This window comes from Roseibium sp. MMSF_3412 (assembly GCF_030733265.1).
Classification (GTDB): domain Bacteria; phylum Pseudomonadota; class Alphaproteobacteria; order Rhizobiales; family Stappiaceae; genus Roseibium.
Genome location: NZ_JASHJI010000023.1, coordinates 1 through 25,389, shown reverse-complemented (window position 1 = coordinate 25,389; position 25,389 = coordinate 1). Strand labels below are relative to the sequence as shown.

Genomic DNA, 25,389 nt, shown 5'->3' with positions numbered 1-25,389 from the left:
TTCCTCCTGCATGGAAGACGAACCCGCCGGCTTGAATTACGGAAGTCCCAAATCGGGCTTCACATAGACGGATAAAACTCCGTCGAATTTCTTGATGCTTTCAGCAAAATCACCGGCCTGTTCGTCCAGAAAAAATGTGACGAAATAGCTGTCACCCGCCTCCGGATTGGGCGTTGCCAGATCAAAATTGGAACGCGCGTTGCGTTGTTTGCTCTCTGACGCGATTTCAATCGCGTCAGCTCCGGTCGGCTTCCCTCTCCGCAAATCCGAGAGAAGCAAGTCAGACATCAGCACAACGACTTCAGCCAAGGAAGCAACCCGCAACATCAACAAGTGACAAATAAACGATATCAGGCTATGGCTAAAACTTGACGAAAACAACGGCCAAACACAACAAAGACAAATTCAACCCCCTCAACAACCAGAAGATGACCTAAGGTTATTTATTTAAATAAACAAAATAATTAAGATAATTTTGCAATTCATCAAGTGATCTATAAATTTCGGCATCCAAGCTTCTAAGGAATTTGGTAAATTTGATTTTTCCTGTCTGATTTCTATTCTAAGTAGCAAATTGAGTTGCACCTGTTCAGGTCACGCAATGCCGGTGTACGCTTTTCCAAGCCTGCCCATGAAGACAAAATCCTGGTTCGGGCAGCGCGGCATGGGAGGGTTTCGAAATGACGGTCACACTCGACATTCAGCAGCCACAGCCGTTCGATCTGGTTGGTTCGACGATCATGATAGCCGGCAACGCCGCCGCTTTCGAAGGCACACTGACGATCCGTGTGTCGGAAGGGCATGATGAATATTCGTCCTTCACCAATGTCGGCTCGCTCGGCCTGCGGCAGTTTCAGGCGTCGATCGACATCCCGGACACAAACACGTTCCAGCTCAACAGGCTCTTCCTGACGCTGGCGGACGACACCGGGAATGAAAACGGTCCCTCCGTCGTCATCCCGGTCCTTTTCGGACCGAAGATCCTGCCCGGCTACGGCGGCTGGCAGCCCTATACGGTCCAGCCGGGCGACACGCTCTCCCAGATTGCGCAGCAGCAATACGGGAACTCGAATTTCCAGCCGATCTTCGAAGCGAACCGGCACATCTTAAGCGACCCGAACGTGATCTTTCCCGGCCAGCTCTTGCGAATACCGCGCAACGACATCTGAGGGCACGCGGCAACCGGTTCCGGATTGCCTGTCCAGTTGCCGTTGGCATCTTTGCAACAGCGCGTGGCGGGCAGCGCGCCCGCCGTTTTTCGTGCAGACCGGCGCGGCATTCACGATGCACGAGTTTTGTAACGCCCTAAGATGCTGACTTCTTTGATTTTTCATCCAGACCTTTCGGTTTTCACGAATTCTCGAACCATCGGCGGCTCAGTTGCGTAACAGGAGGGAGTTTCAATCGCACAGAGCAAATCGAAGGAGAAGGGATAACATGGCACCCAGAGTGACGATCGACCGGGCCGCAGGCTGCGCCGCCGCATTCATGTTCATGGCGATCTTGGCAACATCCGCAAATGCGGACATATCCGTGCGCTTTGACGAAGGCGCACCGAAGGACAGATTCACCTTCGAGAATGTCGGCAGTTGCCCGATCGGCGCATCGGAGCTTGTCCTCGACATTTCCGGCTCAAAGGCGGGCCTGATTTTCGACACGACCGGCGCCGGTGCCGGTGTCGAGGTTTTCCAGCCTCTTGAGATTGTCAGCGGTGCCCAGTCGCTTGCCGCCATCACGAAGGTCAGGGACGGCGACAACGCGGTCACGCTTTCCATAGCCGAGCTGCAGCCGGGCGCAAAAATCGCGTTCACGATCGATGTCGACGACACCGCTGGCGGACGCGAAATCACCGTTTCCGGATCGGAGATCGAGGGGGCGTCGGTTACATTCAGCAACAACGGGAAGTCGGTGACCGCGGCTCTTTCTTCCGGCGCGACCGCACTGGTGAAGACGGGCGCTTGCTGACAGCTGACCCGGCCGATACATATCGGCCGGGTGTAGCCGGCTCGGCATCAGCCGCAGCCACCGCCGGCGTTACCGCTTGGAGCTTCCGGCGGCCGCTCGTTCTCGTTCGCCCCCCTCCCCAGCCAGGTCCGATCTGAAAGATAAAAATCCGAGAACTTCCGGACGAAATCTCCCGGAACGGACTTTTCCGGGATTCCGGTATTCATGAGAACACGTTGCCAGGCTTTGACCTTTGGAAACGCACTCAACATATCGTAGCCGCTCACCTGTTCAACGATCGAAGCGCGGTGCAGAAGAGGCAACCACGCCATATCGACATTGCCGAGCCTGTCTCCGGCGAAATACGGGCCATGACCCAGCCGGTTTTCGGCACGTGCAAATGACTTGCCGAGCTTTGCGACGCGTTCATCCAAAACGTTTTTGTCCGGTGCTTGCATAGTGCTGCACTGAACCAGGTAGTGTTTCGAGGCTAGATAACTCCAGGCACGATTGACCGCACGCTCTTCCGCTGAAAGATCTTCCAGCAAGGGCGGTGCGATTTCATCTATGTATTCAACGATCGCATCCGATTCAAAAAGAGCGGTTCCATCTGCTGCAATAAGAACCGGAACCTGTCCGACGGGGGAAACTTCCAGGAACCAGTCGGGCTTGTTTTTCAGGTCTATGTATTCAATCTCATACGCCATATTCTTTGCTTCGAGCATGGCGGTGACGCGTTGCACAAACGGACAGATCTTAAAACTGACAATCTTGATCATGGTGTCGATCCTTTTCTATTGATGTTCGACCTGTTAGACGTTGGCCGCGCGAAAAAGACGAACCAATCCGACGAAAATTTCGCAAATCATTGAAAATGTACGATTTTTTCAGGCGAAAATTATGGTGACACCAACCTCGAACGACAAGCACACGACCCCGCATCGGGACCTTGCAACCGTTTGGACCGAATATCGCGCCGCGCTGTCCGCATTTCTAAACTCCAGGATTTCAAATCCTGCTGATGCGGAAGAAGTGCTGCAGGACATTCTCCTGAAGACCCACAGGAACCTGGACACGCTCAAGGACGTCAAAAGTCTCAGGGCATGGCTTTTTCAGATCGCCAACAACGCCATCATTGATTTTTACCGCCGAAAGAAGGTCGATGTTCCGGTAAGTCAGACTGATCTGTGGTACGAGCAGGACAACGAATACGGGAAACACATTCTTGAAGACTGCGTGGCAACCTTTATCAACGCGTTGCCGGAAGAAGCAGCTTATCTGCTGCGAAAGATCGAACTGGAGGGTGCGTCCCAGAAAGTAACAGCCGAACAACTCGGCATCAGCTACTCAACGCTCAAGTCGCGCGTGCAGAGCAGTCGCGCCAAGCTGCTGCGGCTCTTTCAGGATTGCTGCGATTTTTCCCTGGATAGCCGCGGCAACGTCATGGCTTATCAAAGCAAGGCAGCCAGCTGTAACGACTGCAAACCGGACTGACGTCAACCAGCCAAACCTTCCCGGGAATCTCGCCCCATGCCACTCCCGAAAATCGCCGCTCTTGCACTGACCGTTTCAGACCCGGACGGCCTCGCCGCATTTTACTGCGACATCCTTGGCATGCGGAGCATGGAGGATACCTCCGCTGTCGCTGTTGGCTATGGCGGCGAGAATGCCCGGCTTGAATTCGCGGCCAGCACCGATTCTGCGCCCTATCGGACAGACAGGAACGACCGCTACTGGAAAATCGCCATCACCCTCCCCGACCTCGACTGCGCACACCGGCAACTGCGCGCCAGAGGGATAGAGGTTACCGCTCCGAACCAGTTTCGCGACATTGCCTATATGAGCCATCTGGCAGATCCGCAAGGCAACACAATTGAGCTGATCCAGCATACGTTCGGCGGCAACCCGCTCACCCGCAAGGGCGACGAAGCCCAGCCTCTTGGCGGCGGTGCACGTCTTGGCCTGATCACGCTGCGCACCGATGATCTGGACGCAGAGTTCAGAACCTGCCGGGATGAACTCGGCATGCGGTATCTGTCACGCCAGGATGTGCCCGATTTCGATTTCTGCCTGTATTTCTTCGCATTTACCGACGAGGCCACCCCCGTTCCGGAGGTCAATGCGGTTGAAAACCGCGAATGGCTCTGGCAGCGGCCCTATACGGTGCTCGAATTCCAGCACAGGAAAGCGGGACGAATTGCCCGCCGCTCAAGCGGGCAAAAGGGCGCTGCAGCCGTTTTGATTGAAAATCCTGGCGCACACCGGACCGTGTTGCGGTGATGCTCGCCAGGTAAGCACCCGACCAGACAAACGAAAAGGCCCGCCAATGGGCGGGCCTCTCCAGAACCATATTCGGCGCTGATTAGCGCGAATAGAACTCGACAACCAGGTTCGGTTCCATCTGTACCGGGTACGGTACGTCGGCGAACGAGGGAACGCGGCTGTAGGTAGCGGTCATCTTGGAATGATCGGCATCGACATAGTCCGGAACGTCGCGCTCAGCGGACTGAACGGCTTCCAGAACCAGCGCGAGCTGCTTGGAACGCTCACGCACTTCGACGACGTCGCCCGGGCGCAACTGGTAGCTCGGGATGTTGACGCGCTTGCCATTGACCTTGATGTGGCCATGGTTGATGAACTGACGGGCCGCAAAGACGGTCGGAACGAACTTGGCGCGGTAGATGATCGCATCAAGACGGCGCTCCAGAAGGCCGATCAGGTTTTCCGAGGTGTCGCCCTTCAGACGGGACGCTTCGGCATAAACCTTGCGGAACTGCTTTTCGGAGATGTTGCCGTAGTAGCCTTTCAGCTTCTGCTTTGCGCGGAGCTGAACACCGAAGTCGGACAGTTTGCCCTTGCGGCGCTGACCGTGCTGGCCGGGGCCATATTCACGCTTGTTGGCCGGGCTCTTCGGACGACCCCAGATGTTTTCGCCCATCCGGCGGTCGAGTTTGTATTTAACGCTGTGGCGCTTTGACATCGCGGTTTCCTTTGAATTCGCGTTGTTGTTCTAAAAGGAAACGCGCCCTCCTTTATCCGTTCCCAAGGCGACTGCCTCCAAGCCCGGATCGACAGGGGTTCAACAAGCGGCGCCGGCTGAACACCCACGGGTGCGTAGATCCGGAAGACAAAAGCCCGCCGGACCGCGCGGAGATACAGCGATCGCCCCGAAATGTCAACGCCGGTTGTCCACTTGCGCCTCATGCAGGGGAACCAAGGCCTTCTGACGTGTGCGCGCGGCCGCCGGCCGAATGCTTTCCGACCACCCATTCGAAGCACCTGGGGCTGCTGAAAACAGCATCCAGCTGGCAAATTTTCCACAAGTCCGCCTGCAAGAGCTCCATAAACATGCATTGCAAGCAGCCTCAACAGACAAAAATAAGTGACCGAAAGACAATCGATATCAGATGCTTGATAAGCGGTCTCGTGATCGAAAACGGCCGTAACGGAAAAACAATGCATACATTTAGGAAAAATTAATTGCAATTTTTCACTATGCAATCGACCCTGCAACCATGGATATTAATATCAGTGGCAATTGAGGTCATAGATTACGTAAGTCGGGCTCTTGCGCCCCTGGCTTGTTTCCAGGATCCAACATGCACGCCAATATCAATCCTCCGCAGGATACGGGCCCGGATAGCTCGCTGACCGAATTGCGGTCTGCCGACGCCTGTTGCAACCAGGTTGATTTCGAGCTGCAGCCGATTGCCGACATAGGAACCGGCGTTGTCTACGGTTACGATGCCCAGCCGCAGATCGCCGACGGAACCACAACCGGCACATTCGAAATGATGACCGAGATCGCCTTCGAGCGGGGTTTTCTGGCCGAATTGAATGTCCTGCTCTTTGAGAAGGTCCTCTCCAGCTTCAAGAAACTCCGCATCGCCCAGGGTACGAAGCTCTTTTTCAAACTGGACGGGCGGGACCTCGGACAGCAGCCTCATCCGGGGTCGGTGTTTGCGGCGAAGGTCGCTGATGCCGGCCTTAAGACCCACCAGATCTGCTTCGCATTTTCAGAGCGCTACAGGCACACCGTCGCCGACGGTGTTGATGTTGCCGTGGATGACTTGCGCGACGCGGGCTTCATGATCGCACTCGTGGAGTTCGGGCAAGCGTCCTCTGAACTGAGAATGCTGCACGATCTTTCGCCCGACTACGTCAAGATAGACCGGTTCTTCCTCGCCAATGTGGACAGCGATCCGCGCCGGAAGCTTTTCGTGACGACGGTGGCAAATCTTGCCCACGTTCTCGGCGCCCGCGTGATTGCGCAAGGCACTGAAACAGAGCGGGAATTCAAGGCCTGCAGGGATATCGGCTGCGATCTTGTACAGGGTGCGTTCGTCGCCGCGCCGATCTCCAGACCGGCCTCGGTGAAGCTGTTCTACGACCATTTGCGACGGCCGGATTCCGGTTTGAACCGTCGCAGTGAACAGGACAGGATACGCGGCGAACTGATCCAGCTGCCGACGATCAGTCTTCAGGCCTCCATGGGAGAGCTTCTGGACATGGTCGTGCACAACCAGGAGGGAAATGCCATCCCGGTTGTCGACGACAATCAGGAACCGCGCGGTTTTGTCCATGAACGGGATCTGAAAAAGTATCTCTATTCGGGCACAAACACCGATGAGAAGCCGCATCTGGATCCGGACGCCCCGATAAGGCCGTTCGTGCGCGCATGCCCGATCGCCGACATCAATTCCAATGCCGACATGCTGCTGGTGACATTTGCCTCGTCGATCAACTCCGACGGAATCATCCTCACCGAGAACTTTCACTACGCAGGTTTTCTGTCTGCAACCTCGCTTTTGAAGATCATTCACGAAAAGCGTCTTCAGGAGGCCCAGGACCAGAATCCCCTGTCCCGTCTCCCCGGCAACAGCGCTGTCACGCGCTACATCGCGGAAGCCGCCCGCAAGGGCTCCCATGAGCGTCATCTGTGTTACCTCGACTTCGACAATTTCAAACCCTTCAACGACACTTACGGCTACAAGCAGGGCGACCGCGCCATCATTCTGTTCAGCGAATTGCTGCAACGGCATGTCTCCGGAACAGGCACATTTCACGGCCACATCGGCGGGGATGACTTTTTCGCCGGATTTCAGCAAATGGACCAGACAGACGTCGCCGCCCGCATGCTTGCACTAAAGCGCGCCTTCCGCGACGACGTGGAGAGCTTTTACGAACCGGTCCACCGCGAACAGGGCTACATGGAAGCTCAGGACCGCTTCGGCACGACCCGCCAGTTTCCGCTGCTGCAGTGTTCCATTTCAATCCTCAGCCTGTCCAGGGGACTGACACTGCGCCCGGATGCGCTCAACGACGAGATCAGCAGTCTCAAGCTCGCGGCCAAACGCTCCGACGACGGCATAGTCGTCAGAAGCCTCGCCGCATAGAACGCTTTCCGGTCAACCGGTGCGAACAAGCGTCAGCCCGAAGCCCACCAGAAGCCGCGACAATCCTGGATCCTGCGGATCGGACGTGAACAGGGCACGGTCCGCTTCACCAGACGGCGCGCGCGCCGCGTTGCCTTCCAAAACACGGACCAGCTGGCGCGCGATCGCTTCGGCCGGGTCCAGCCAGTCGACCGGCCAAGGTGCGATTTTCCGGAAACGGTTTGCCAGGAACGGGTAGTGCGTGCACGCAAGCACCACGATATCGGTGCGCCTGTCGTCCTGCTCCAGGAAACAGTCGGTGATCTCGGCGAGCAGCGCTTCGTCAGTGACATCCTCACCGCGCAGGTGCTGTTCGGAGAGTTCTGCCAGCATGTCGGACCCGACCAGGCGCACATGGCACTGGCTGGCAAAGCTGTCGATCAGGCTGCGCGTATAGGTTCTGCGCACAGTCCCGGGCGTTGCCAGGACCGAAATCAGTCCCGAGGATGTCTGTTCCGCCGCCGGCTTGATTGCCGGAACCGTTCCGACGAAGGGCGTTTTTTGATGGGCCTTGCGCAGCGCCTCGCCGGCCAGCGTAAACGCCGTGTTGCAGGCAATCACCACCGCCTTCGGGCGGTGTTTTGCGATCAGGTTCGCAAACAGCGACAGCAGGTGGGCCTTGAGATCTTCCTCGGCCCAGCGGCCGATTGGAAAAGCGGCGTCGTCTGCCACGTAAAGCAGGGTTTCGTAGGGCAGCAGATAGCGCGCCTCGCGCAGGACTGTAAGGCCGCCAAGACCGGAATCGAAGATCAACACCGGCCCGTCGCCGAGTGTCTTGTCGCTCTCAGTCCCCACGTCCCTCACCGCCACGATCCTTGCGCGGCCGAGGCTCGCGCTTTTCCAGCGAGGCGACGATGCCGCGCAGCGCACGCACCTCCTGCTCGGTCAGTTCTGCCTTCTGGAAAATGTTGCGAAGCGTGCGCACCATGTGTGGCCGGCGCTCCGGTGGACGGAAGAACGTCACCTCATCAAGCGCGCCTTCCAGATGTTCGAAAAAGCGCAGGACATCTTCCTTCTTCGCCGGGGGATGCTCTTCTTCCGAGAGGATGAAGGGAAGCGCGCCGGATGTTGCGGTCTTGCGCCATTCATAGGCGCAGACAAGCACTGCCTGGGCAATGTTCAAAGAGGCAAAGTCCGGGTCAACCGGCAAGGTGACGATTTCGTCGGCCAGTGCGACTTCGTCATTGTTGAGGCCCCAGCGTTCACGGCCGAAAAGATACCCGGTCGCATGCCCCTTTTCGCCGAGTTCAACGGACTTCAGCGCCGCCTCGCCGGGCCCGCGCACGGGCTTGGGAACCTCGCGCGAACGCGCGGTCGTTGCATAGACGAATTGGAGATCGGCAATGGCCGCCTCCACACTGTCGAAGACCTGGACATTGTCGATCACGTGGTCGGCCCGGCTCGCGGCGGCCCGCGCCTTTTCACTCGGCCACCCGTCGCGCGGGTTGACGATCCGCAAATCGACCAACCCGAAATTCGCCATGGCCCGCGCCGCCGTGCCGATGTTTTCCCCGAGCTGCGGCTCGCACAGGATGACGGCGGGCGGCCTGGCTGTTACGGCCCGGGCTTCGTCTCTGATTTTTGCATTCTTGCTCATGACGCGGGGTTTAGCGCTTCCATTGAAAAATGAAAAGCGCAAGCCAACAAAGATCACCGGCGAAACGCACGCCTGGCCACCTCGTGAAAGGCCTTGGTCTTGCGGCCGGACCGGCTTTCGGCCGCAAAAACGAACCAGACGGGTGCCTCCGGCGCATGCAGGCAACCCGGCAAGACTTCAACCAGCGCGCCGTTCTCCAGTTCTTCCTTGACGGCCATGCGAGATTTCACGGCAATGCCGAGCCCCTCCACCGCCCCTGCTGTCAGCATGTCGGAGTTTGACACCGCGATGCTTCTGCTGACCGCGAACGGACGCTTGCGGCCCGCGGCGTCATTCATGTCGAAACGGGTCTGCCATGGCAGGCAAACCCAGGGGCAGTCCCTCAGGTCGTCCAAGGTTTCCGGTTCGCCGTGGCTTTCCAAAAGAGACGGCGATGCGCAGATGATCCTGTCATTGTCGCTCAGTTTCTGCGCAACAAGCGCGCTGTCGGCAAGCTGACCGACCCGGATTGCACAGTCCTGCGCCTCCTCCACCAGCGGCACGAAGCGGTCGACAGCCAGGAATTCGATTGTGAGATCGGGATTGGCCTGCCGGAACTCGCCAAGAACGGGCATGATGAACCGCGACAGGATCCAGGGAGACATCGTGACGCGCAGATGACCACGCAGGCGCGCCGTGCCGCTGCCGACCTCCATTTCCGCTTGCTGCAGATCATCGAGGATGACATCGACGCGCTCCAGAAAGACCTGTCCCTCGTCCGTCAGCCGGAAGGTCCGGCTGTTGCGGTGGAACAGGGTGACGCCGAGCGCCTGTTCCAGTTTCGCGATCCTGTGACTGGTGGTCGCCGTCGAAATCCCGAGCTGGCTGGCCGAAGAGGTAATGCCGCTGTTTCTGGCGACAGTGACAAAGGTTTGCAGGTCCACAATGCTATACATTCGATTTTTTCTAACGCTGCTTTAGAAATTCAAGGAGTTCTGTTCGAAATCTAGAACAATTAAACCCTCCCCATCAACATATGGAGGAGCTCATGAAACGCTTTTTGGCAGCTGCAGGTCTCAGCGTCGCCCTGATACTTCCTGCCGCCGCAGACGGCATCGAGACCTATCTCGACTTCGACAAGTCCATGCCCCCGGGCAACCTGGCCATCGGGCCGGATGGCCGCATGTTCATGTCTGTTCATGAATTTTATGGTCCGGAACTGCGTGTCGTTGAAGTGATGAAGGACGGTTCGACGAAGCCTTATCCGAGCGAGGCCTGGGCCCGAGCGCCACAGGACGACGGTGATGGCCTGAAAGGGGTACTCGGATTGCGCGCCGACCGGGACGGTATCCTGTGGATGCTGGACGGTCAGGGCGACAACCAGACCGGCCGCGTTGTCGGCTGGAACACGAAAACGGAACAGCTGCACGCGATCCATTATATCGGCGCCCCGGTCGCGCGGCCGACCTCGTTCCTGAACGATCTCGCCGTCGACCGCGATCACGAGGCCATCTACATCTCCGATACAGGAGATGGTGCGAACTCGGCACTGATCATCGTGGATCTGGAAACAGGCCGGTCGCGCCGCGTCCTGGAAGGCTCGAAATTCACCACGCCGGAAGACACGCCCATGGTGATCGACGGGCGCGAGATCCTGCTCGGCGGCAATCCGGCCAAGATTGGCGTGAACCCGATCACGGTCGATCCGACCAACACCTGGGTCTATTTCGCCCCGATGACGGCCAGCGCCATGTACCGGGTCCGCACCGCCGACCTTCTGAATGAAGACCTCACCGATGAAGACCTTGCCGAGCGCGTGGAACGCTACGGCGACAAGCCGATCTCGGACGGTTCGACGGTCGACACGGGCGGCAACGTCTACATCACCGCGATGACGGACAATGCGATCGGTGTCACCCGGCCCGACGGCAGCTACGAGGTTCTGTTCCAGTCCGATGAAGACCTGCCGTGGCCGGATGGCTTTTCGATCGGTGCGGACGGTTATGTCTATGCGACCATCAACGAACTGCACCGCTCGCCGGTCCTGAACGGCGGTGAGGATGCCTCTCTCGGCACCTACAAGATCGTGCGTTTCCCGGCCCTCGCCGACGCCGTCAGCGGCCGCTAGTAGCGCCCTCCGTCACAACAATCTGAAGCCCGGCAGGACACGCAGCCGTCCTGCCGGGCCTCCTTTTTTTGCGGGGTGGCAGAAGCGTCTGGACCTAAAGCATGGCACTCCGTCATTCCGGACAAAGTCATATTTCTGTTGCCGATCCTTCGAGACAGGCCTGCGGCCTTCCTCAGGATGAGGTCGTATGACTTTGCGGCGCTTGATCGGGACCTGTGTCAGGCTCCCTCATCCTGAGGAGGACCGGAAGGTCCGTCTCGAAGGATGGCCACGCGTTCCTGACGGCTTGCGCAGCCCAAACCGATAAGCTGCGGAATACTGGGTCCCGGATCTCCTCTGCGCTCAGCCCGGGATGACGTAGAGGCTCCGGGACTAAGAAGACAACGGGACTTCCCAACTCGGTGCTATGCTCCTTAGACTGAAGTCCCCTGTATCTGTCGGGCGAAGCGCTAGACAGATCCCTGGCAGAACCGTTCCGGAGGCCTAGCATGTTCAGACCGCAGATTATGGCTCTTCTATTGCTGAGCACGTCGTGGGCTTTGTCCGCTAACGCGCAGGAGGTCAACTACTCGAGCCAACCGCTTGATGCCTGTCTTCAAACGGCAAAAACGGCACTTGAAGAACAGGGCTGTATCGGCCTCGCCTCGCAAGTCTGCCAGAACGCCAATGACCTTGGCGGCACGACGGTCGGCATGGTTGCCTGCGGGAGCAAGGAGGCCGAGTTCTGGGACAAAAAGCTCAACGAAATCTACGGATCACTGGTCAAGAAAGCCGAGGCCAGTGACAGGGAAATGCAGGAAATCGGTGCGACCGTCCCCCAGATCCTCCCGGCCCTGCGCGACATGCAAAGGGCATGGATCACCTATCGCGACAGGACCTGCGACTACGAGTACTCACAATGGGGCGGCGGCACAGGAGGCGGTCCGGCGATCGTTGCCTGCCAGTCCAGAATGACGGCACTTCAATATATCTATCTGAAACACTCCTGGCCTTTCGACAACTGACGTCAGGCTCCGCGCGCGCCGCGTATCGTCCTTGTCATCCCTGCGCAGGCAGGGATCCGGTAAGCGCGGATCCTTGCCAGGAGCTGAAGCGCTGCAGTTTACAGGGTCGCGGATCTTCGCTGCGCTCCGTCCGGGAGGACAAAAGGAGTGGCCGTCATTCCGGACAAGTGAGGCGCAGCCGAACGCCGATCCGGAAACCAGGCATCAGCGTGAGCGGAGCGAACTCGAACTCTTTCATGAAATGAACATGTTCGTGACGCGCCCTGGCGACAGAGCAGCGTCTTGTTTTTGCGGCCGATCCTTCGAGACAGGCCTGCGGCCTTCCTCAGGATGAGGTCGCTGAATTTTGCGGCGCCCGGATGGCGTGTATTTCAGGCAACCTCATCCTGAGGAGGACCGGAAGGTCCGTCTCGAAGGATGGCCACCCGTTCTTCACGCATTGCATAGCCAACGCCTGTGGACTGCGGCGTACCGAGTCATGAACAGACCAGTTGCCCTGTCTGCGGCGAAGGCGAAATCCCGTCATTCCGGACCAGTGAGGCAGAGCCGAACACCGATCCGATGTCATAACGCCTTCTTAAAACCTGAGGTTTAAGAAGGCGAAATCTCCATCAACCGGTTTCTCCTAAAAACGATGGAATTCGATCCGGACAAGACGATCAAGATCAGACGTTCAGTACCACCGCTGGTTCTGTGGTTCATTGTTTCCTCACTCCTGGCGGTTTTTGGCGGTTTCACTACGTTGAAAGTGATCGCGTCTGGCGGCATTGCCGTTGAAATCGCCCTAACCGGTTTTGCTGCTTTGTTTGGTGGTGGCGCGGTCGCGTTTTTGAACCTGAAGAGAATTTGGAATGCGGTGGACCCCGTTGTCCTGATTGGGCCCGACGGGTTTCATGACACGCGTTTTTTCAGCGAGCCGATCCCGTGGAACGTCGTTCAGAACATCTATGTCAGGAAGATCGATTTGCAGAACGTCCTGTTCATTGAAGTCACCGAATTCAAGTATGTCATACCCAAATATCTGAACTGGATGAAACGCTGGCGAAAGCTTGAGGAGGAGGCAGAATTCCATTACCCCATCACTGGCCTTGCGTTCGAAACGCGTTTTCTCGCACCGCTTCTGAGGGCATATGCCATCACATGGAATAGTCGAAGCGACAAGAAGCAGCCATCCGCACTGACGCTTGTCGATAGACATTTCCCCCCTGTTTGCTAGAACGTGGCCGATCAACAGTCTTTGTCTTTCGAAGGGCTGGCTTTTGATTGCGTACAATTGTATACGCTAGGCGAAATTCCGATCCCGGGGGCCAGATCCCGCCCCTGGTGAGCACCCGTCGAACACATCGAACACTGGGAAATGTAAGCACCATGGCCGATATCATCTACACCAAGGTCGACGAAGCGCCCGAGCTGGCAAGCGCCTCGTTTCTTCCTATCATCCGCACCTTCACGAAGGCGGCAGGGCTTACCATCGGCACCAGGGACATTTCGCTCGCAGCCCGCGTCCTGGCGAATTTCCCCGAATACCTGACCGACGAACAAAAGCAGTCTGACGACCTCGCCGAACTCGGCCAGATGGTCAAGCAGCCGGACGCCAACGTCATTAAGCTGCCGAACATCTCTGCCTCCCAGCCGCAGCTCAATGCAGCGATCGCGGAGCTGCAGGCGCAGGGCTACAAGCTGCCCGACTATCCGGCGGAACCGGCAAACGCTGAAGAAAAGACCGTCAAGGCAAAGTACGACGCCATCAAGGGCTCCGCTGTGAACCCGGTTCTGCGCGAAGGCAACTCGGATCGTCGCGCTCCCAAGGCCGTCAAGGAATATGCCAAGAAGAACCCGCATCGCATGGGCGCATGGTCCAACGCGTCGAAAACCCACGTGGCAACGATGGGTAAGAACGATTTCTTCTCCAATGAGAAGTCGGTCACAGTCCCGGCGGTTTCCACCGGAACAGCAAAGATCGAGTTTGACGCCAAAGGTGGCGACCTCACTGTTCTGAAAGCCGACTGGCCGCTGGAAGAAGGCGACGTCATCGACGCGACCTTCATGAGCGTCAGGGCGCTGAAAACATTCCTGGAAAAGGAAATTGCGGACGCCAAGTCCAAGGGTGTGCTGTTCTCGCTGCACCTGAAAGCCACGATGATGAAGGTCTCCGACCCGATCCTGTTTGGCCACTGCGTCAAGGCATTCCTGAAAGACGTCTTTGCAAAGCATGCCGCAACCTTCGCGGAACTCGGCGTCAACCCGGATCTCGGTTTCGGCGACCTGGAAGCCAAGGTCGCAACGCTGCCGGCGGACAAGCGTGCGGAAGTGGAAGCCGACATCAAGGCGGCTCTGGACACCGGCCCGGACCTCTACATGGTGAACTCCGACAAGGGCATCACCAACCTGCATGTCTCATCGGACGTTATCATCGACGCCTCCATGCCTGCCCTGATCCGTGCGGGCGGCAAGGGTTGGGGTCCGGACGGCAAGGAACACGATTCCAAATGCGTCATTCCGGACAGCTCCTACGCAGGAGTCTATTCAGCGGTGATCGACTTCTGTCGTGAGAACGGCGCGCTGGACCCCGCCAAGATGGGCACCGTGCCGAATGTCGGCCTGATGGCGCAGAAAGCCGAGGAATACGGCTCTCACCCGCAGACATTCAAGGCCCCGGCCGCCGGCGTCATGCGGATTGTCGACGAGGCGGGCAACACGCTGATCTCGCACGAGGTCGAGGAAGGTGACATTTGGCGCGCCTGCCGCACAAAGGACGCGCCGATCCGCGACTGGGTCAAGCTCGGTGTTACGCGTGCACGTCTCTCCGGCATGCCGGGTGTCTTCTGGCTGAACGAGAAGCGCGCCCACGATGCGGAGCTGATCAAGAAGGTCAACGCCTACCTGCCCGAGCATGACACGTCCGGTCTCGACCTGAAGATCATGGCGCCGACCGAAGCAGCCAAATACACCACCGAGCGAATTGCCCGCGGCGAAGACACCATCGCGATCACCGGCAACGTGCTGCGCGATTACCTGACCGACCTTTACCCGATCCTGGAAGTCGGCACGTCGGCCAAGATGCTGTCCATCGTCCCGCTGATGAATGGCGGCGGCCTGTTCGAGACCGGTGCAGGCGGCTCCGCCCCGAAGCACGTTCAGCAGCTTCAGGAGGAAAACTACCTGCGTTGGGATTCGCTCGGCGAATTCTGCGCGCTCGGAGCGTCGCTGGAGCATCTTGCCAACGCCAAGGACAATGCCAAGGCACAGATCCTGGCCGATGCACTCGACACGGCCATTGAAGGTCTGCTCGACAACGACAAGTCTCCTGCGCGGCGCGTCGGCGGCCTCGACAACCGCGGCAGCCACTTCTACATCGCGCTCTATTGGGCACAGGCCTTGGCCGCCCAGGACAAAGACGCGGACCTGAAAGCTCACTTCACGCCGATTGCCGAGGCGCTGTCCACCAATGAAGACAAGATCGTCGGTGAACTCAACGGCGTTCAGGGCGCACCGGCCGACACGGGCGGCTACTACCATGCCCCGCAGGCCAAGGTTGACGCCGTCATGCGCCCAAGCGCAACCCTGAACGGCATCATCGGCTAGCCGGCCGGCCACGACGAGGATCTTGAGGGGCGGATTTTTCCGCCCCTTTGCTTTTCGTGACGCCTACTAACTCTTCACTGTTGGACATTTTCTAACGACGTCATTCCGGACAAGTGAGGCACAGCCGAACACCGATCGGGAATCCAGACATGAGCGTGAGCGAAGCGAACCCGGAAAGCCATTTTTTCGAAAAATGCCGCGCCCAAGGCGCGAAATGATTTCAGGATTCCGGATCGGCGCGCAGCTTTCCCTGCGCTTGTCCGGAATGACGAAACCATGGCAAAGCTGAAAATCACAAATTTAAAAGCAACTGCGTTACGAACGCCTGAAAACCGGCGCGGCACAAGCCGCTCAATCTGATCCGCTGCCTAGGCAGTCCCGCGCGCCGCATTTGACCGGGTGTCCGCTTTAACCGGCGCTTGAAATCCTGGTCTCTTGCCAATCACCGTGCGGGCTGTTCGTTCCATCGATGCTGAGACTGATTGTTTGTGCTCACCAACCGGTCTCTGATCTTCAATTCGAGTAGACAAACCCTTTGGATTCCGCACCTAGTTCAGAACCTTCATTTCCACCCGCCGGTTCAGGCTTCTGCCGTTCTCGGTGCTGTTGTCGGCAACCGGAAGTGCCTCGCCATATCCCGTGTGTGAAAGGCGGTTCATGTCGATACCGTTTGCGCTGAGCCAAAAGACAACGGCGGCGGCACGCTTGGCGGAAAGAGTCTGATTATAGTCGTCGCTTCCTTTGGCATCGGTGTGACCTTCAAACACAACTGTTTTTCCCGGATTTGACGCAAGCCACGCTTTCACGTCCGCAAGCGTTTTGGCCGAGGCTGGCTTGATGGCGTCTGAATCGAAATCAAAATAAATACCGTAAAGTTTCGCGACACCATAAGTGTCCAGTGCCGCAGCTACCTGAGTTTTTTTCTCTTCAACGAGAGAAACGGCGCAGGCCGGTTTCGACAACTGGTCGGTCGACAAGACGCCGGCCCAGGTACCCTGCAGCTGCGCATTTTCATACCAGAGTCCGCTAAAACTGGTTCCATCATCAGTTATGGCAAGTGCCGCGCTTCCGGATTGGTCTCCCGTTTCTCGCCACTCGATGTTCATCAGACCGTCGACCTGTTTTCCGCTGAAGGTTCCAGAGTCGTGATCGTAACATCCATCAAGTTCGCCATCCCGGTGCTTGAGAAAGAAGCGCCCCCAATTGGTGTCATAGACACCTGAAAAATTCTGGCTGGGAGCACGCTCTTCCAGCGGCGTGCCGAATGCGGAAAACTCCATCAGTTCCGTATATTCCTGATGACCACCATTGCCCGCAATGACCAGCTTTACCCAACGCGCCGCGACAGGCTCCGGCAACGCAACCTCGGAAACCTTCCCGACGGCAATTTCTCCGGAAACTACTTTCTGATAAGGGCCTGTTTCGCTGTCTGCCGACACATGGACCTCTATTGACTTGGCGGAAATTCCCGGATGGGTCGGCTCGTCCGTGCGTGTGTTGTCGAAGGAAAAGGACTTCAGTGAAAAGTCCCTTTCCAGCTCGAAAAGAAATTCGTTTGGCGCACTCTTGAACTGCTCGCTCGACCATCCGACAGCCGGGTTTCCGTCGATGAGTGCAAGAGCAATCCATTCCGAACTGCCGCGTCCGCCATACTCCGATGTATAGGATTTCAATACGGCACCGTTCGAAAGTGCCAAGGCATTCATTTCTTGCGCACTGGCAGTGACGTTCATGGTGCCCAGGCAAAACAAACCGGCCATGACAGTGCAAGCGACGCTAAAATTCCCAATAGTCAAAGGCATATAATTCATTCCTGCAATTTTCTAGACTGAACGAGCCGTCGCTCAGTCGACCAGGCCGGATTGGCCGCGGCAAAACAATGCCAACAAGTTTTTCAATTGAACGGCATTTCTGCTTCCTCAGCCGCATGCCCGTTCCTGACAAAGACAAAGCCAAAATAGGCAACCGGGAAAGACGGTCTGTGGTGGAAGTCACACTATGAAAAACTATCGACAGATTACTCAATTCACAAAATAGATAGCGGCTTCAAATCAGATTTCACTTGTCGCGTTACCCGTATGAGCTAAAGCCATGCGCCGCATCTGACCGGGGGTCTGGTTGAACTGGCGCTTGAACGCGCGGTTGAACGCGGCCTCGGAGCTGTAGCCGATGTTCTCCGCGATATCGATCAGCGGCAGGTCCGTATCGCGTAGATCCCGGCGCGCCTTTTCCATGCGCCAGTGCGTGACATAGGCGAGCGGTGTCATGCCGACCAGATCGGTAAAGCGTTCCGCAAAAACGGTACGCGACATGCCCGCCTCCCGTGCCAGCGTCTCCACGGTCCATTGCTGCTCAGGCGCTGAATGTATCCGGGACATGGAGCGCCCCAGCTTCGGATTGAGAACGGCGGCCAGGCACCCTGCCCTGTCACCCTCCTGATCGACAAAGGTGCGCACCACCTGGATGAAGATAATCTCCGTGAGCCGGTGCACGATGGCATCGGCTCCCGGCAGGTTTGCGCGTACTTCGCTGGCAACAAAGCGCATGACCGTTTCCAGCCAGTGGGCGTTCAGCGTTTCGGTATTGGGAACATGGATGACCGGCGGCAACGCGTCGAGGATCGGATGCACGGAACCATCCTCGAATTCGAAATGCCCGCAAAACAGCTTGCAGCTTTGCTCCTCTTCCGGTCCGCCGTAATAGAGCGCGCCTTCGCCCGTGTATCCGGTTTCCTGCAGAACACGGTCGACACTCGTCGCCTCGCGCCCGAGTTCGTCACACAGTACATGGGCAGCTCCATGCGGGATCACCACCAGATCGCCGGTTGCCAGATAGATGGGCGCCGCGTAGCCCGCGACCTTCAGCCAGCAGGAGCCGCGCATGGCCATGTGAAAGCGGGCGACATGGCCGAAGGCCGGAACAGCCACCGCCCAGGGCGGCGAGAAATTCGTGTGAAAGTAGATAGATCCGCGCAGCTTCAGGGCATCCAGGATCTGACTAAGGGCATCGTTTTTCATGTCTGGTCTTCTCGAATATCGACCTGCACCTTTTTGCGGCTTCTGTTGTTGCAGCGCAAGCCCGGCGGACGATCAGTCAATTTTGAGGGACTTTCGTGCATGGAACAATCGACATGGGCGGATCATCTTGAGGCTCATGGGGCACACGCCTCCCACCCGTCTCAACGAAGGAGCACGACATGAACATCCGCTTTGTCACGAAGACCATCCACGCCTATCTCGACTATCCGGTCGCCATTGGCCTCATCGCACTGCCCATGCTGCTGGGTCTCGGACAGTCCAATCCGCTCGCCTTCTGGCTCTCGGTCACAACCGGCGTTGCAGCGCTGATCCTGACCATCCTGACCGACCACGAAACCGGCCTCATCCGGGTCCTGCCGTATTCGTTCCACCTGATCGTCGATTTCGCGGTTGGTGTGGTCTTTCTGGCAGCACCATTCGTGCTCGGTTTCAAGGGCATCGACCTTGCCTATTATGTCGTCAACGCGCTCGCTGTCCTGACGGTCGTTACCCTGCACAAACCCGAGACCGGCGCACCACAGGCGGCGTGAAGACGACACAAACAAGCTGCGCCTCCCCTTCCAGACCTGTCGCAAGAAAAACACCGGCCTTCGGCCGGTGTTTTTCGTTTTCCGGCATGGTCCGGACGATCTGCAAATTCAGGCGATGTTTCGCGCATGGATCTCTCGCCCTTCTGAACGCAAGGTGATCTCGGCTGGTAAAAAAAAACGCCAGCAGACCTCAGATCCAGACCAGGAGAAATCAACATGTCCTTCTCAAAAACACTCATCGCCGCAGCGTTGCTTGGCGTCGCCACCCTCTCCAGCCCGGGCTTTGCAGCGGACGAGTACAACACATCCAACGGCCTGACCGCCGCCGGAGCTCCGCTCGGCATGCACGGCGTCGACCCTGTCGCCTTCGTCGATCTCGGCAACCGGATCGATGGTGCGGCCAATCACACCGCGGTTCACGACGGTGTTGCCTACTACTTCTCGTCGAAGGAAACCATGGACACATTCACCGCCGATCCGGCGGCCTATCTGCCCCAGAACGGTGGCTTCTGCACATTCGGTGTCTCCGTTGGCAAGAAATTCGATGGCGATCCGCAATACGCCGCCATTGTCGACGACAAGCTGTACCTGTTCCTGAACGAGGAGATCTTCCGCGCGTTCCAGAAGGATGAGGCCGGTACCATCGCCAAGGCTGAGGAGAACTGGAAGAAGATCCGCACGACCGCCGCGAAGGATCTCTGACGGAACTGTCCGGAACCGGACACGAGCGGACTGAAAGGCATCAGGCGCATCCAAGGGTGCGCCTGATTTGCATTTCGGCCGGGCGGGAAAACCTGGCTTGCGGGCGCGTTGCAGGCCGGCAACAGGGACAGGCAAAACCCCTGATAATGCGTCTTGCCGCTTGCGAACGGACTCAGGCGCGCTTATCTAGCTCGCATCGCACCAGACTGTGCGACAGTTTTTGAAAACGGGACCAGGACACATGACGACCATGTTGCGCGCGCCCAAGAAGGCGGCAAACCTGTACTGATCCGCGTATGCGGTGCGGTTGAGGCACTCCGGGGCAAGCTGGACTTGCACCCGAAACGCACCCTGTTTTCAAAAAGGTTCCCAAATGGGCACTTCTCAAACGGAGGGGCCGTCGCCATCAATTGATGCTGCGCCCGTCCATCGATTTTATTCAAGCAAGACCTGGATCGAAGGCGCCGCCGAAGAGCAGCTCGACCACGTGTCTGAAATGGCCGGCGTCTCTCAGGTCGCTGCGTTTCCGGATTTGCATCCGGGCAAATACGGGCCGGTTGGCAGCGCAATCCTGGCAGATCGCATCTATCCTCAGCTGATCGGCAACGATATCGGCTGCGGCATGTGCCTCTTTGCGCTCGACCTGCCGGCCCGAAAGCTGCGGATTGACAAGGCGGCGCAGAAGTTCCGCATGCTTGAAGGGCCGTGGAGCGGAGACGCAAGCGAACGCCTTGCCGCTCAAGGTCTTGCGCACGACCTCCATCCCAAGGCTCTCGGCACCATTGGGGGCGGCAACCATTTTTGCGAATTGCAGATGGTGGACGAGGCAAACGAGAGCTTCCTTCCGGCGGATCTGGATCTGAAGAAGGGAGACCTGGTGCTGCTGGTGCATTCCGGGTCCCGGTCGCTTGGCACGGCGGTGTTCGGGTCTGCGCTGAACGGGTTTTCCGGGCTTGATCCGGAGGGGCCTGCAGGCAAGGCCTATCTTTCCGCGCATGGTGACGCGGTGCGTTGGGCCAGCCTCAACAGGCTGTTGATCGCCGAGAGGGCCGCCGGGGCACTGCGCGCCGACCTGCGCCTGATCTGTGATGCACCTCACAACCTGATCGAAGGCTACCGGGGCTTGCTGCTGCACAGGAAGGGAGCCGCGAAAGCCGACGGCCCTCTGGTTCCGCTTGCCGGGTCGAGGGACGCATTCAGTTATCTGCTGGCTCCCCGGATGGACAAGCTCGAAGCGCTTGCCTCGCTGGCCCACGGCTCGGGGCGCAAATACGATCGCCGGTCGATGACCGGGCGCGCGGGCGCAACCCGGTCGGAACGGGAGGGCCTCGTGCGCACATCGTTCGGCGGGCAGGTGATTTGCGAGGACCGTCAGCTTCTGGTTGAGGAGGCACCGGGCGCCTATAAGGACCCCGGCCAGGTACTGGAAGATTTGCGCTCCAACAGGCTTGCCGATTGTGCGGCGACATTGAAACCGCTTCTGACCTTCAAGAAGGCGATCAGCGAGGACCTTTTGACCGCCAGGCGGGAAAAGCGGAACCGGATGACCAGACGAAGGGGCGAAAGATGACGGCTTCCCTTCGCAAACATCTGCTCGTGACAAGCGGAGACGGGCCGCGCGAATGCCAGCGGGCCGTCGCGCACGTCCTGCGCCGGATGAAAGCCGAAGCAGATCAGGCAGAACTGCGCTTTGCGGCAGAAGTCGCAATACGCACCCGTGGCAAAGACCCCTCCTCTGCCTTGGTGACAGTAATCGGTTCCGGCGCCGCTCAATTCGCCGAAAACTGGTTGGGCACGATAAAATGGGTCTCAAAAAGCCCGTTCCGTCCGCATCACAAGCGGCAGAACTGGTTCATCGGTGTCTTCGAGGTGGAGTGGTCCGATGCACCGGAATTTGAACTGGACACCGGGTCACTCAGGATTGAGACATTCCGCTCTGGCGGACCTGGCGGTCAGCACCAGAACACCACCGACAGTGGCGTCCGGATCACGCATCTGCCGAGCGGCCTTGCCGCCGCCTCGACCGATGAACGCTCACAGCACAGGAACCGCCAAGTTGCGCTCGACCGGCTCAGGATGCTTTTCGTGCTGAGGCAGGAGGGAAGCCGTGCCAATGACCGGTCAGCGCAAAACCGCTTGCACCGCCGATTGGAGCGCGGCAATCCCCTGCGTGTCTTCAAGGGCGATGGGTTCGCGGAAGTCCCGCGTCGCATGGGAAATTTGGCACGAATACAGATCATGCGGAGAAAACACGGGTAGCATCGCCGCCGGAACTTGTGCGACTAAGCTTGAGCCACACAAACTTACAAGGAGATCAAGACCAGCCAATGACGTCAGAAGATTTGCACAGAAGGAAAGCGGAAATCACCGCAGTCCTCTTTGACAAGGACGGCACCTTGCTCGATTTCGATGCAACCTGGGGACCGGTCTACCGGCAAGCCGCAAGCATCGCCGCCAGGGATGAACCATCGGACACCGAGCGCTTTCTTCTGGCCTCCGGCCTCGACCCGGCAACAGGCAAACCGGCAGCAGGCTCGTTGCTTGCCGCCGGCAACACGGAGGAGATCGCCGAGGCCTGGATCGCCGGCGGCGCCAGTTTCGGGCTTGAGGAACTGACAGCGAAGCTTGATCGACTGTTCATCGACAGGATGCATGATTCAGAGCCCTTGCCTGGGATACGTGAGGCTGTCGACACACTCCGGGCACGCAACTACACACTCGGTGTTGCCTCCAGCGACAGCGAGGCAGCGATCCGCGCGTTTCTCGCCGGCACCGGACTGGAGCCACGTTTTTCCTTCGTCACCGGCTACGACACAGGTCACGGCCCAAAGCCCGAACCTGGAATGGTGCACGGATTTTCGGCTGCGATTGATCTTCCCGCCTCACGAATTGCCGTCATCGGCGACAACATGCACGACATTGACATGGCGCGCGCAGCCGGTGCCGGCCTGACGATCGGCGTCCTGACAGGCACCAGCCGGCGTGAAGATCTCGAACCGCATGCGGACATCGTGCTGGAAAGCGCTGCCGATCTTCCCGGTTTCCTGATCGGTTGACGGATAACGGCAACGGTACGCGGAGGCGAACCGGGTCGGTTGCCTCGCGGATCAGACGAGCAGCGTCATGTCATCGAGAATGACACCATACTTGGACGTTACGACAACCTCGTCGACCTCATCGAATATCTCGTCCGACAACGATAGCATTTTTTCCTTGTTGGCACGGAAACGGAAGTCTTCCGCGCCGACGAGTTCGCCATCCAGGTAGCCTTCGATTGTCACCGTTGTCTTGCCCCGTCCGATCAGCGTAAAGACGGCCTCCTCGAAATCGAAGCTCTCGCCGTCGGAACGCGCAAAGGACAGACTGTCACCGTAACTGCGTCCTGCAAGATCACCCTCCGCGACGCCGCGCGAACGGTTCGTCACATAGGTGTTGGCAAAAACAAACTCGTCTTCTTCATCGAACCAGCGGCAGGGCGACCCGTCTTCGAAGCCGATATGCGTTTCAACGGGCGCGGCACCTTCGCCTTCAATCGTGATCTCGACCTCCGCCGTGTCGGTGCCTCCGTTGCCGTCTGACATTTCGTAGACGAAGACATCGGTTGCCGTTTCGCCCTCGTAAAGTCGATCGAACGCGCCGTTCGGATCATAGGTGAACGTGCCGTCGCTCGCGAATGTGACAACCGCACCGGACGCAAGCATTGCTGTCCCGTCGGAACGGCCAGCCAGGGTCTGCAGGGTGATTTCTCCACCGTCGGCATCGCTGTCATTGTCGAGAAGGCGTCCGCTGACCACGCCGGTCTCGCTGGTCGCATAGATGTCATTGGCGGCGACCGGATCCGCATTGCCACCGACGGCTCCCCCGGCCTCCAACACCAGCGACACGTCATCGATATAGAAAGGCTTGTCCCGGCGCGACGTCACCACGACCTCGTCGACACTGTCAAACCTCTCGTCGAGTTCGAGTTCAAACACACCTTTCGAATTGATCCGGGCCTTCACACTGCCAACGAGTTCTCCATCGTCATAGGCTTCGATCTTAACCCGCGCGCGGCGAGTTTCCGACTGAAGCAGAAGACTGTCGAGATCGAAATCCGAACCGCCGGCCGTGATCGTGAAACCGGTGGTGGCGCCGGAAAGGTTCCCGGAAAGTTGTCCTTCTGTGGCGACGTCGACACCCGTCAATGAAAACCCTGCTTCTCCGGTGTAGGCGCCGGGCGCCAGACCTTCGAAATCAATCACGACAGGCTTGTCCGTCCCGGGGATCGGATCTGGAAGCGGTTCTTCGACTGGAGGCTTGTCCGGAGGCGGGTCGTCGGCAGGTGGTTCATCAGCGGGAGGCGTCTCGCCGTCAATGCTCAGGTTCACCGTCGCCGTATCGAAACCACCCTGGCCATCGGAAACTTGGTAGGTGAAACTGTCAGCCCCGGTTTCGCCCGTCTCAAGCCCGTCAAATGCGCCGTTCGGGTCATAGTCGAACGTACCGTCTGCATTGACCGTGAGCCGTGCCCCGGACGCCAGAGTAATCTCGCTGCCCACGTTGGCGGCAATGCCGTTGACGTCTACGACCGTGAGGGCGTCGTTGTCGGCATCCGTATCGTTGGAAAACAGGTTGGCCGAAATGGAACCGCTTTCGGCGACACTGAACGCATCATCAACTGCGTCCGGACTTCTATTGTCGTGCGAGCCTTCAATGGTGATCGTCACCGTTGCCGGTTCGGAATTGCCCGCACCGTCGCTGGCGACATAGGTGAAGGTCTCCGTCGCGGTTTCCTCATCGCCCAGTTGATCGAACGCACCGTTCTGATCATAGGAGAACGTGCCGTCCGCATTGACCGTCAGCAGCGCACCGGACTCCAGTACAATCTGAGACCCCACCGACGCCGACGAGCCGTTGACCGAAGCAATCGAAAGTGCGTCGCCGTCCGCATCCGTGTCATTGGCCAGAAGGTTCTCGCCGGTCAGCAGACCGTCCTCGTCGACCGTATAGCCATCGTCGGCGGAAACCGGCGCGGTGTTGTCGTGCGAGCCTTCAATGGTGATCGTCACCGTTGCCGGTTCGGAATTGCCCGCACCGTCGCTGGTGACATAGGTGAAGGTCTCCGTTGCGGTTTCCTCATCGCCCAGATCGTCGAACGCACCGTTCTGGTCATAGGAGAACGTGCCGTCGGCGTTGACCGTCAGCAGCGCACCGGACTCAAGCACGATCTGAGACCCCACCGACGCCGACGAGCCGTTGACAGAAGCAATCGAAAGTGCGTCACCGTCCGCATCCGTGTCATTGGCCAGAAGGTTCTCGCCGGTCAGCAGACCGTCCTCGTCGACCGTATAGCCATCGTCGGCAGAAACCGGCGCGGTGTTGTCGTGCGAGCCTTCAATGGTGATCGTCACCGTTGCCGGTTCGGAATTGCCCGCACCGTCGCTGGCGACATAGGTGAAGGTCTCCGT

23 protein-coding genes are annotated in these 25,389 nt (G+C 58.4%); 14 read left to right on the top strand and 9 right to left on the bottom strand.

The features are described from left to right. Window positions 1-36 precede the first annotated feature (36 nt). Complete coding sequence (locus RBB49_RS26470; RefSeq protein ID WP_306145966.1) at window positions 37-309, bottom strand: hypothetical protein; 273 nt, start codon at window positions 307-309, stop codon at window positions 37-39. Window positions 310-680: 371 nt separating this feature from the next. Between RBB49_RS26470 and RBB49_RS26465 the strand changes: the two genes are divergently transcribed. Together RBB49_RS26465 and RBB49_RS26460 are read left to right on the top strand one after the other, a co-directional pair. After that, entirely contained in the window at window positions 681-1,169 is a 489-nt protein-coding gene (locus RBB49_RS26465) for a LysM peptidoglycan-binding domain-containing protein (RefSeq protein WP_306145965.1), read from the top strand. 268 nt (window positions 1,170-1,437) lie between these two features. Next, window positions 1,438-1,965, top strand: coding sequence for an aggregation factor core (locus tag RBB49_RS26460; protein ID WP_306145964.1), 528 nt, complete (start codon window positions 1,438-1,440; stop codon window positions 1,963-1,965). A gap of 47 nt (window positions 1,966-2,012) precedes the next feature. Here the strand turns inward: RBB49_RS26460 and RBB49_RS26455 are convergent, their stop codons facing one another. Beyond that, window positions 2,013-2,723 carry a glutathione S-transferase family protein gene (locus tag RBB49_RS26455; protein WP_306145963.1) on the bottom strand — a complete coding sequence of 237 codons (711 nt, stop codon included), beginning with the start codon at window positions 2,721-2,723 and terminating at the stop codon, window positions 2,013-2,015. 121 nt (window positions 2,724-2,844) lie between these two features. On the opposite strand from RBB49_RS26455, the gene sigZ reads away from it, so the two are divergent. Together sigZ and RBB49_RS26445 are read left to right on the top strand one after the other, a co-directional pair. Then, window positions 2,845-3,438, top strand: a complete 594-nt coding sequence (sigZ, locus tag RBB49_RS26450; protein ID WP_306145961.1) for an RNA polymerase sigma factor SigZ — start codon at window positions 2,845-2,847, stop codon at window positions 3,436-3,438. Window positions 3,439-3,474: 36 nt separating this feature from the next. After that, window positions 3,475-4,224 carry a VOC family protein gene (locus RBB49_RS26445; protein WP_306145960.1) on the top strand — a complete coding sequence of 250 codons (750 nt, stop codon included), beginning with the start codon at window positions 3,475-3,477 and terminating at the stop codon, window positions 4,222-4,224. A gap of 82 nt (window positions 4,225-4,306) precedes the next feature. Here the strand turns inward: RBB49_RS26445 and rpsD are convergent, their stop codons facing one another. Beyond that, window positions 4,307-4,924 (bottom strand): 30S ribosomal protein S4, encoded by a 618-nt coding sequence (gene rpsD, locus RBB49_RS26440; protein ID WP_306145959.1) that lies wholly within the window; start codon window positions 4,922-4,924, stop codon window positions 4,307-4,309. A gap of 619 nt (window positions 4,925-5,543) precedes the next feature. On the opposite strand from rpsD, the gene RBB49_RS26435 reads away from it, so the two are divergent. Next, a complete protein-coding gene (locus RBB49_RS26435) occupies window positions 5,544-7,340 on the top strand; it encodes an EAL domain-containing protein (RefSeq protein WP_306145958.1) in 1,797 nt (598 codons plus the stop codon). Between the two features lie 12 nt (window positions 7,341-7,352). Here the strand turns inward: RBB49_RS26435 and murI are convergent, their stop codons facing one another. The 3 genes from murI to RBB49_RS26420 are packed head-to-tail and all read right to left on the bottom strand — an operon-like array spanning window position 7,353 to window position 9,911. After that, window positions 7,353-8,174, bottom strand: a complete 822-nt coding sequence (gene murI, locus RBB49_RS26430) for a glutamate racemase (protein ID WP_306145957.1) — start codon at window positions 8,172-8,174, stop codon at window positions 7,353-7,355. Then, complete coding sequence (locus tag RBB49_RS26425; RefSeq protein WP_306145956.1) at window positions 8,164-8,976, bottom strand: RNA methyltransferase; 813 nt, start codon at window positions 8,974-8,976, stop codon at window positions 8,164-8,166. The genes murI and RBB49_RS26425 overlap by 11 nt, the downstream gene beginning before the upstream one ends. A gap of 53 nt (window positions 8,977-9,029) precedes the next feature. Next, window positions 9,030-9,911 (bottom strand): LysR family transcriptional regulator, encoded by an 882-nt coding sequence (locus RBB49_RS26420; RefSeq protein WP_306145955.1) that lies wholly within the window; start codon window positions 9,909-9,911, stop codon window positions 9,030-9,032. Window positions 9,912-10,003: 92 nt separating this feature from the next. Here RBB49_RS26420 and RBB49_RS26415 point away from each other — a divergent pair, with 92 nt between their 5' ends. From RBB49_RS26415 to RBB49_RS26400, 4 genes are all read left to right on the top strand, one after another. Continuing rightward, on the top strand, window positions 10,004-11,083 hold the full coding sequence (locus RBB49_RS26415; protein WP_306145954.1) for an L-dopachrome tautomerase-related protein: 1,080 nt from the start codon (window positions 10,004-10,006) through the stop codon (window positions 11,081-11,083). 488 nt (window positions 11,084-11,571) lie between these two features. Beyond that, window positions 11,572-12,087, top strand: a complete 516-nt coding sequence (locus RBB49_RS26410; RefSeq protein WP_306145953.1) for a lysozyme inhibitor LprI family protein — start codon at window positions 11,572-11,574, stop codon at window positions 12,085-12,087. 634 nt (window positions 12,088-12,721) lie between these two features. Then, window positions 12,722-13,303 carry a hypothetical protein gene (locus RBB49_RS26405; RefSeq protein ID WP_306145952.1) on the top strand — a complete coding sequence of 194 codons (582 nt, stop codon included), beginning with the start codon at window positions 12,722-12,724 and terminating at the stop codon, window positions 13,301-13,303. Window positions 13,304-13,455: 152 nt separating this feature from the next. Then, on the top strand, window positions 13,456-15,672 hold the full coding sequence (locus tag RBB49_RS26400) for an NADP-dependent isocitrate dehydrogenase (protein ID WP_306145951.1): 2,217 nt from the start codon (window positions 13,456-13,458) through the stop codon (window positions 15,670-15,672). Between the two features lie 548 nt (window positions 15,673-16,220). Here the strand turns inward: RBB49_RS26400 and RBB49_RS26395 are convergent. Together RBB49_RS26395 and RBB49_RS26390 are read right to left on the bottom strand one after the other, a co-directional pair. After that, a complete protein-coding gene (locus tag RBB49_RS26395; protein WP_306145950.1) occupies window positions 16,221-17,483 on the bottom strand; it encodes an OmpA family protein in 1,263 nt (420 codons plus the stop codon). A 240-nt stretch (window positions 17,484-17,723) separates the two neighbouring features. Then, window positions 17,724-18,689, bottom strand: a complete 966-nt coding sequence (locus RBB49_RS26390) for an AraC family transcriptional regulator (RefSeq protein ID WP_306145949.1) — start codon at window positions 18,687-18,689, stop codon at window positions 17,724-17,726. Window positions 18,690-18,868: 179 nt separating this feature from the next. On the opposite strand from RBB49_RS26390, the gene RBB49_RS26385 reads away from it, so the two are divergent. The 5 genes from RBB49_RS26385 (at window position 18,869) to RBB49_RS26365 (ending at window position 22,998) form a co-directional block, all read left to right on the top strand. Next, a complete protein-coding gene (locus RBB49_RS26385) occupies window positions 18,869-19,240 on the top strand; it encodes a hypothetical protein (RefSeq protein WP_306145948.1) in 372 nt (123 codons plus the stop codon). A 216-nt stretch (window positions 19,241-19,456) separates the two neighbouring features. Continuing rightward, complete coding sequence (locus RBB49_RS26380) at window positions 19,457-19,942, top strand: YHS domain-containing (seleno)protein (protein ID WP_306145947.1); 486 nt, start codon at window positions 19,457-19,459, stop codon at window positions 19,940-19,942. Window positions 19,943-20,315: 373 nt separating this feature from the next. Continuing rightward, complete coding sequence (locus RBB49_RS26375; RefSeq protein ID WP_306145946.1) at window positions 20,316-21,512, top strand: RNA ligase RtcB family protein; 1,197 nt, start codon at window positions 20,316-20,318, stop codon at window positions 21,510-21,512. Continuing rightward, window positions 21,509-22,201 (top strand): peptide chain release factor H, encoded by a 693-nt coding sequence (gene prfH / locus RBB49_RS26370; RefSeq protein WP_306145945.1) that lies wholly within the window; start codon window positions 21,509-21,511, stop codon window positions 22,199-22,201. Before RBB49_RS26375 ends, prfH begins: the two co-directional genes overlap by 4 nt. A gap of 68 nt (window positions 22,202-22,269) precedes the next feature. Continuing rightward, window positions 22,270-22,998 (top strand): HAD family hydrolase, encoded by a 729-nt coding sequence (locus tag RBB49_RS26365; protein WP_306145944.1) that lies wholly within the window; start codon window positions 22,270-22,272, stop codon window positions 22,996-22,998. Window positions 22,999-23,049: 51 nt separating this feature from the next. Here the strand turns inward: RBB49_RS26365 and RBB49_RS26360 are convergent. Then, window positions 23,050-25,389 (bottom strand): Ig-like domain-containing protein (locus RBB49_RS26360; protein WP_306145943.1); only part of this gene is annotated, 2,340 nt, incomplete at its 5' end.

Coding starts and splice junctions, on each gene's coding strand:
- sigZ (WP_306145961.1), top strand. CDS start 2,845: ATGGTGACACCAACCTCGAACGACAAGCACACGACCCCGCATCGGGAC.
- RBB49_RS26435 (WP_306145958.1), top strand. CDS start 5,544: ATGCACGCCAATATCAATCCTCCGCAGGATACGGGCCCGGATAGCTCG.
- RBB49_RS26455 (WP_306145963.1), bottom strand. CDS start 2,723: ATGATCAAGATTGTCAGTTTTAAGATCTGTCCGTTTGTGCAACGCGTC.
- rpsD (WP_306145959.1), bottom strand. CDS start 4,924: ATGTCAAAGCGCCACAGCGTTAAATACAAACTCGACCGCCGGATGGGC.
- RBB49_RS26365 (WP_306145944.1), top strand. CDS start 22,270: ATGACGTCAGAAGATTTGCACAGAAGGAAAGCGGAAATCACCGCAGTC.
- RBB49_RS26420 (WP_306145955.1), bottom strand. CDS start 9,911: ATGTATAGCATTGTGGACCTGCAAACCTTTGTCACTGTCGCCAGAAAC.
- RBB49_RS26380 (WP_306145947.1), top strand. CDS start 19,457: ATGTCCTTCTCAAAAACACTCATCGCCGCAGCGTTGCTTGGCGTCGCC.
- RBB49_RS26415 (WP_306145954.1), top strand. CDS start 10,004: ATGAAACGCTTTTTGGCAGCTGCAGGTCTCAGCGTCGCCCTGATACTT.
- RBB49_RS26465 (WP_306145965.1), top strand. CDS start 681: ATGACGGTCACACTCGACATTCAGCAGCCACAGCCGTTCGATCTGGTT.
- RBB49_RS26405 (WP_306145952.1), top strand. CDS start 12,722: ATGGAATTCGATCCGGACAAGACGATCAAGATCAGACGTTCAGTACCA.
- RBB49_RS26410 (WP_306145953.1), top strand. CDS start 11,572: ATGTTCAGACCGCAGATTATGGCTCTTCTATTGCTGAGCACGTCGTGG.
- prfH (WP_306145945.1), top strand. CDS start 21,509: ATGACGGCTTCCCTTCGCAAACATCTGCTCGTGACAAGCGGAGACGGG.
- RBB49_RS26460 (WP_306145964.1), top strand. CDS start 1,438: ATGGCACCCAGAGTGACGATCGACCGGGCCGCAGGCTGCGCCGCCGCA.
- RBB49_RS26400 (WP_306145951.1), top strand. CDS start 13,456: ATGGCCGATATCATCTACACCAAGGTCGACGAAGCGCCCGAGCTGGCA.
- RBB49_RS26385 (WP_306145948.1), top strand. CDS start 18,869: ATGAACATCCGCTTTGTCACGAAGACCATCCACGCCTATCTCGACTAT.
- RBB49_RS26375 (WP_306145946.1), top strand. CDS start 20,316: ATGGGCACTTCTCAAACGGAGGGGCCGTCGCCATCAATTGATGCTGCG.
- RBB49_RS26395 (WP_306145950.1), bottom strand. CDS start 17,483: ATGAATTATATGCCTTTGACTATTGGGAATTTTAGCGTCGCTTGCACT.
- RBB49_RS26445 (WP_306145960.1), top strand. CDS start 3,475: ATGCCACTCCCGAAAATCGCCGCTCTTGCACTGACCGTTTCAGACCCG.
- RBB49_RS26425 (WP_306145956.1), bottom strand. CDS start 8,976: ATGAGCAAGAATGCAAAAATCAGAGACGAAGCCCGGGCCGTAACAGCC.
- RBB49_RS26390 (WP_306145949.1), bottom strand. CDS start 18,689: ATGAAAAACGATGCCCTTAGTCAGATCCTGGATGCCCTGAAGCTGCGC.